Here is a 5,681-nt window from a genome sequence, read left to right on the forward strand (position 1 = left end):
ATCCAGCCCGTCGCCCGTGGCGCTCATCAGAACGTTGGCGAGGATCGGATAGGTGTTGCGCCGCTCGACAACGCGGTGCACATGCCCCAGTGACTTGAGCAGATGGTTGCGCTCGAGCGTGACCTTCATGGCTTTTTGGACCCCTGATCTTTTCTGTCTGGTTTTCGCTGGCCCTGGACGGGCCATCACCGGCGCAAAAGCCGGGCACAGACCCTGCATCGCCGGGTAAAAAAACGCAAGGCCCCACCGGGCCGCAGGGCGCCGGCGAAACGAAAATCTGGTGGATAGTTGGCTCCCAACGCCATCATCACCAGCGTCCCCGCAAGACAAACCCTCGCCCCTGCGGGGAGAGGGTGGCCGGCAGGCCGGTGAGGGGACAGCCTCAGCCAAGATCACCCGCGGATCGGCTAAACCCGTCTCACCTCTCCCTTGGGGGAGAGGTCGGATGGCGCAGCCAGACGGGTGAGGGGGCCTTGCTTGTTTGCAGCAGAGCCGCTGCAGCCCTCCAAGCATAGCTCTTCGGGCGTTCGCCCCTCAAAAATGTGCGTCTTTTGCCGCCGGCCCTTCAGCCATGGGCTTCAGGGCGTTCGCAGCTAAAATCGCTCCACCGGAGCGATTTTGCGGGCCCAACGGGCCCGCCGCTCCTCACTCCTCCAGCATTCTGCGGAGCAGTTCGATTTCCTGGGTCAGCTCACCGTCCTGGCTCATCAGCTGCTCCACCTTGCGCACCGAATGGAGCACGGTCGTGTGGTCGCGCCCGCCGAACCGGCGGCCGATTTCGGGCAGGGACCGCGAGGTGAGCGACTTGGCCAGATACATGGCGATCTGGCGCGGGCGCACCACATCGCGCGAGCGGCGTGACGATAAAAGCTCATTGCGCGGCACCTTGTAATGCCGGGCGACGATTTTCAGGATGTCCTCGATCCGCACCCTGGGTGTGTCCCGCGAGCGAATGAGGTCCTGCAGGGTCTTTTCGGCCAGCCCCACGGTGATCGGCTCGCCGGTCAGCTGGTTGGCGGCCACCAGCCGGTTGACCGCACCATCGAGATCGCGACCATGGCTCACGATCGAGCGCGCCACGTAATCGATGACAGGGCCGGGAAAGCTCAGCCCGGTAAACCGGCTTGCCGCCTGGTCGGCCCGTTTCTGCACGATGGCCCGGCGCAGTTCGGGATCGAACTGGGTGATCGGGATCACAAGCCCGCCCGAAAGCCGCGAGCGCACACGGTCGTCGAGCATTTCGAGATCGCGCGGGGGCGCATCGCCCGCCACCACAACCTGCTTGGTGCCCGAAATCAGGGTCGAGAGCGTATGGCCGAATTCGGTGGCCGATTTGCCCTGCAAGAACTGCATGTCGTCGATCAGCAAGAGATCGATCCCGCGCAGCCATTCCTTGAAGGCCAGCGCTGACTGGTGCTGCACCGCGGTTATGAAATGGTACATGAAATGGTCGGCCGTCAGATAGACGATATTGCGCGAGGTGTCCGACGCCCCCGCCGCCCACGCAATGGCGTTCAAAAGGTGGGTCTTGCCCAGCCCGACCGAGGAATGAAGATAGACCGGGTTGAAGGTCACCACATTGTTGGCGGCAGCAGAGGCGACCTGCTTGGCAACATTGAGCGCCATTTCATTGGCGCTGCCCGAAACGAAAGTGTCGAAGGTCAGCTTGCGGTCGAGCGCCGAGCCCGAAAGGGCGTTGGCGCGGGTGCCGCTGGCCGGCTGGCTGGTGACCAGCGCCGGCACCGTGCGCACTGCCTGGGTGTCGGCCGGAGCGTCCGCTTCGGCGGTCGAGGGCTCTTGCGAGCTCACCAGCCGGGGCCGGGCCTGGCCGTTGACACGGACCGTCAGGTGCAGCCGTCCGATGGACTGGTCCTCGCTTTTGAAGGCCTCGAGAATCTTTTCGACGTAGTTCGATTGTATCCACGAGCACAAGAACCGCGTGGGCACCGAAAGATGGGCCAGATCGCCCACCACTTCCTCGAGCTCGAGCCGGGCAAACCACGACGTAAAGACATCTTCGCCAACCGCTGCCCTCAGCCGCGCCCGCACGCGCAGCCAGACCTGATCGGCATCCATCGTCATCTTGGTTTCCCCTTTCGCCCCTGTTGTCGTCTTTTGCGGAGCTGTGCCCGCTTTGCCTCCAACTGTTCCCCAGGTTCCGCGATCCGCAGCCGCGATCGAATCCATTGCTGTTGCCTCTTATAGCTGTGACGTCCCGCCCACCCCGGCGGCACCCCTGTTTCCCCGTCGCATCCCGTTCATCGGGACAACAAATTTACGCCCCCGCGCAAGCATTTCTTGCGCAGTACCCTATCGTTACAAATTGAAATTGGCGCGTCCGCGCCAGAGGAAAAGACGAAATCCCGTCTTTGTCAGTCTAGAGATGAACCAGGAACTTGGGATGCACGGTCATCACACCATGACGGCCCGCAATGAGCCGAAAATGATTTAAACCGTTCATCCCTGTCCCCTTGGTCTACCCGTTAAAAGGAGGCGTTAGACTTGTCTCTCGCCAGCCTCTTTCTGATCCAACGGGGCCATTTTAGACAGTCAAATTTTTGCGCACAACCGCCGATTTGGTCAAAAATCCGCTTGACTCGTCCCCTGCGCTCTCCGCTGGCCCGGCCCCGCCCCGCAAGGGAAAATTAAGGGTATGGGACTCCTCGCAGATTCCGGTTCGGGCCGTTTTGAGTCTCAACGGATTATTTTTTCCGCGGCCCGTCATCAGGACCGTTGCATGGACTTTTTGTGACCCTGCCATGACGGAAATGTCACGCAAATTTGGCACGGTTTCAAAAATGACAAAGGCCCCCGACGGGGGCCTTGGAAACTTGTTCTCAAACCCGAAACACGATCGGGTCGATAGGATCGATAAAGGCGTTTCCGCCGCGGATTTACGCGCTCAGGGCCTTCACGCGCTTGGCGAGACGCGAAACCTTGCGGTCGGCCATGTTCTTGTGGAACACGCCCTTGCCGGCAGCGCGCTGCAGCTCGGGTTCGGCGGCGCGCAGCGCTGCCATTGCCGCGGCCTGGTCGCCCGAAGCAATCGCTTCTTCGACCTTGCGCAGATAGGTGCGCACGCGGGAGCGGCGCGCCGTGTTCTTGGCGGTACGGGTTTCGATCTTGCGGGTGGCCTTCTTGGCCGAAGGGGTATTTGCCATGGTTTTGAAATTCCTCGTGGCGGTGTGCCTTGCGTGCTTGAACCCATCGGGCAAGCACAACCGGAACGGGCGCACCTTGCGGCACGCCCAGCGAAGGCTGCTCTATAGAGAGCGGGGCAAAGAGAGTCAAACGCTTTAGCGCTGGCAGGTTGGGCAGAAAAACGTCGAACGCCCCGCCTGAACGATTCGCTTTATGGTGCCGCCACATCCCGGCCGCGGACAGGGGTCGCCTTCGTGGCCATAGACGGCAAAGCTATGCTGGAAATAGCCCGGCTGCCCGTCCGCCCTGGCAAAATCTTTAAGCGTTGATCCCCCCGCCGCGATCGCCGCCGTCAGCACCTGCCGGATCGCCGCCACCAGCTTTTCGATTTCCCCTCCATCCAGAGTGCCGCCGGCCCGGCGCGGATCGATCCCGCTCATATGCAAGGCCTCGCACACATAGATATTGCCCAGCCCGGCAATCACCCGCTGGTCGAGCAGCGCCGTCTTGATCGGCCCCTTCCTGGCTCTCAGCCTTTCGGCCAGATAGGGCGCGCTCAGATCGTTGCCCAGCGGTTCGGGACCCAGCGAATCGGTAAAGGGGTTCGCCGCGCCCGGCGCAAACAGATCCATGAACCCGAACCGGCGCGGGTCGCTATAGGATAGAGTCACGCGCCCGCGCGCGGGATGGACCAGATGGACCCTCACATGGACATGCTTGCCGCTCGAATCGCCTGGGTTGAGACGGCTCGCCTCCTCGAGCAATTGATCGGCGACAAGAAACGCCCCCGTCATCCCCAGATGCGACAGCCACGCCCCGCCATTCGAGAGGGTGGCAATCAGATATTTGGCCCGCCGCCCCAGATGGGTGATCGTGTGGCCTTCCAACCCGGCAACGAACCCCTCGGGAAACGGAAACCGCAGGTCGGGACGGTTGAGCGTGACCGCTTCGATCCGCGCCCCTTCGATGTAGGGAGCCAGCCCACGCCGCACGGTTTCAACTTCGGGCAATTCAGGCATGAATTTCACTCAAGTCCATACATTTTGCCGCCATTGTTTGCGACGATTTCGCCAAAGCTCTACACCTTGCGTTATGGCGCGGCCAAGCCCATAACCGGGCTCTAAGCCAAGCAGAGAGGCTCGAAATGACCGAAAACGCTCAGACCACCCATTTCGGAACGCGCACCGTCCCGCTGGGCGAAAAGCAGGGCCTGGTCAACGATGTCTTTTTCAAAGTGGCCTCGCGCTACGACCTGATGAACGACCTGATGAGCGGCGGAATCCATAGAGTCTGGAAGGACTTGATGGTCGCCCGCCTCGCTCCGCCCCGTTCCGGATCGCGCGATTACAAGGTGCTCGACATGGCCGGCGGCACCGGCGATGTCGCCATGCGCATCCTCGATGCCAGCCACGGCTACGCAAAGGTCACGGTCTCCGACATCAATGCCGACATGCTTGCTGTGGGCGCCGAACGCGCCAGATCCTGGCGCTACCCGGCCAATGTCGATTTCGTCGAGGCCAACGCCGAACAATTGCCGTTTGAAAACAACAGTTTCGATGCCTACACCATCGCCTTCGGCATCCGCAACGTGCCCCGCATCGACAAGGCCCTTTCCGAAGCGTACCGGGTCCTCAAACGCGGCGGTCGCCTTCTGGTGCTCGAATTCTCAAAGGTCGATGTCCCGGTGCTCGACAAGGTCTATGACCTTTTTTCCGATCGCCTGATCCCGCCCATGGGCAGGATGGTCACTGGCGATGCCGAGCCCTATCAGTATCTCGTTGAATCCATTCGCAACTTCCCCGATCCGGCCACCTTCTCGACCATGATCGAAACCGCGGGCTTCAAGCGCGTCACCCACACCGCATTCTCGGGCAACATCGCTGCATTGCATGGGGGCTGGAAGCTCTGACCATGGGGCTGGGGACCTATCTAAGGCTCGCACGGGCCGGCTTCGTTCTGGCCCGCGAGGGAGCGTTCTCGCTCGCCGAGGGCCAGCCCATTCCGCCCTCGGCCAAGCTTATGGTCGGCATCGCCCGGCTGATCGAGAAGCGAGACGTGCGCAAGACCGGCCGCGTCACGCGGCTGGCCAATGCCCTGACCCGGCTCGGCCCGGTTTACGTCAAGCTCGGCCAGGTCCTCGCCACTCGCCGCGACATCATCGGGTTTGAAATCGCCTCCGATCTCGCCGCCCTTCAGGACGCGCTGCCCCCGTTCGATGAAAAGCTTGTCCCCGGTCTTCTGGCCCAAGCACTGGGTGAAAAGGCGGCCGCGCTCAAGGACATTTCGCCCCCTCTCGCCGCGGCCTCCATCGCCCAGGTTCATAAGGCCCGCCTGCAAACGCCGCAGGGCGAGCGCATGGTGGCCGTCAAGCTCCTGCGCCCCAAGATCCGCGAGCGCTTCGCCCGCGACCTCGACGGGCTCTATGCTTTGGCTGGCGTGGCCGAGCGCTTCATGCCGGCAACGCGGCGCTTCAACGGCAAAAAGGTCGTCGATGCTTTGGCCCGCTCGGCCCTGCTCGAGATGGATCTGCGCATGGAAGC

Annotated in this window: 5 protein-coding genes and 1 pseudogene; 2 read left to right on the forward strand and 4 right to left on the reverse strand. The window is 62.3% G+C overall.

From position 1 onward, the window contains the following. The 4 genes and pseudogenes from AACZ55_RS15340 to mutM all read right to left on the reverse strand — a co-directional run. Window positions 1-186 (reverse strand): annotated as a pseudogene (locus tag AACZ55_RS15340) (DNA polymerase III subunit beta); the annotation flags it as partial. Between the two features lie 459 nt (window positions 187-645). Further along, window positions 646-2,082, reverse strand: coding sequence for a chromosomal replication initiator protein DnaA (gene dnaA / locus AACZ55_RS15345; RefSeq protein ID WP_339647502.1), 1,437 nt, complete (start codon window positions 2,080-2,082; stop codon window positions 646-648). Between the two features lie 812 nt (window positions 2,083-2,894). After that, on the reverse strand, window positions 2,895-3,161 hold the full coding sequence (rpsT, locus tag AACZ55_RS15350) for a 30S ribosomal protein S20 (protein WP_338608322.1): 267 nt from the start codon (window positions 3,159-3,161) through the stop codon (window positions 2,895-2,897). 135 nt (window positions 3,162-3,296) lie between these two features. Beyond that, the gene (gene mutM, locus AACZ55_RS15355; RefSeq protein ID WP_339647504.1) at window positions 3,297-4,160 is read right to left on the reverse strand and encodes a bifunctional DNA-formamidopyrimidine glycosylase/DNA-(apurinic or apyrimidinic site) lyase; all 864 of its coding nucleotides are present in this window, start codon (window positions 4,158-4,160) and stop codon (window positions 3,297-3,299) included. Window positions 4,161-4,285: 125 nt separating this feature from the next. On the opposite strand from mutM, the gene ubiE reads away from it, so the two are divergent. Both ubiE and AACZ55_RS15365 read left to right on the forward strand, forming a co-directional pair. Next, window positions 4,286-5,050 (forward strand): bifunctional demethylmenaquinone methyltransferase/2-methoxy-6-polyprenyl-1,4-benzoquinol methylase UbiE, encoded by a 765-nt coding sequence (gene ubiE, locus AACZ55_RS15360; protein WP_338608320.1) that lies wholly within the window; start codon window positions 4,286-4,288, stop codon window positions 5,048-5,050. Between the two features lie 2 nt (window positions 5,051-5,052). Continuing rightward, a partial coding sequence (locus tag AACZ55_RS15365) for an AarF/UbiB family protein (protein ID WP_339647506.1) occupies window positions 5,053-5,681 on the forward strand: 629 nt, incomplete at its 3' end.

Origin of the sequence: uncultured Pelagibacterium sp. (genome assembly GCF_963972885.1) — a bacterium.
Lineage (GTDB): Bacteria > Pseudomonadota > Alphaproteobacteria > Rhizobiales > Devosiaceae > Pelagibacterium > Pelagibacterium nitratireducens.

Bases quoted from the DNA above. Each gene is read 5' to 3' on its own strand.
- rpsT (WP_338608322.1), bottom strand. From the start codon at position 3,161: ATGGCAAATACCCCTTCGGCCAAGAAGGCCACCCGCAAGATCGAAACC.
- dnaA (WP_339647502.1), bottom strand. From the start codon at position 2,082: ATGACGATGGATGCCGATCAGGTCTGGCTGCGCGTGCGGGCGCGGCTG.
- ubiE (WP_338608320.1), top strand. From the start codon at position 4,286: ATGACCGAAAACGCTCAGACCACCCATTTCGGAACGCGCACCGTCCCG.
- mutM (WP_339647504.1), bottom strand. From the start codon at position 4,160: ATGCCTGAATTGCCCGAAGTTGAAACCGTGCGGCGTGGGCTGGCTCCC.